Genomic DNA, 255 nt, shown 5'->3' with positions numbered 1-255 from the left:
TATAGTGTGGATATTGTTTCGATAGAGGATCTGTAGAAAGGAACTTCCCTATCCGTGGGTCGTAAACACGCATGCCGTAGTCTATCTGATTCCCTTCTCCCTTCACATCATTATCATTCTCCTTCCCATTAAACCCATAACGATATACCTCCCCACTCCCAGACCCCACGGACTCACCTACCATCCGCAACCTGGCGCACTCAAAGAACTCTCATAAATATATAGCTTTTTCTTTCATCTGTTTTTCCATTTGAA

Annotated in this window: 1 protein-coding gene; it reads right to left on the bottom strand. The window is 43.5% G+C overall.

All coding sequences use genetic code 11. The features are described 5' to 3' along the window. On the bottom strand, window positions 1-184 hold a 184-nt coding region (locus ACLHR0_RS31730), incomplete at its 3' end, for an RHS repeat-associated core domain-containing protein (RefSeq protein WP_436491696.1). Window positions 185-255 lie beyond the last annotated feature (71 nt).

The sequence above is a fragment of the Chitinophaga sp. ARDCPP14 genome (genome assembly GCF_051362515.1).
Classification (GTDB): Bacteria; Bacteroidota; Bacteroidia; order Chitinophagales; family Chitinophagaceae; genus Chitinophaga.
Note: the sequence above shows the minus strand (reverse complement) of the source record. Positions and strands in the feature narration are given on the sequence as shown.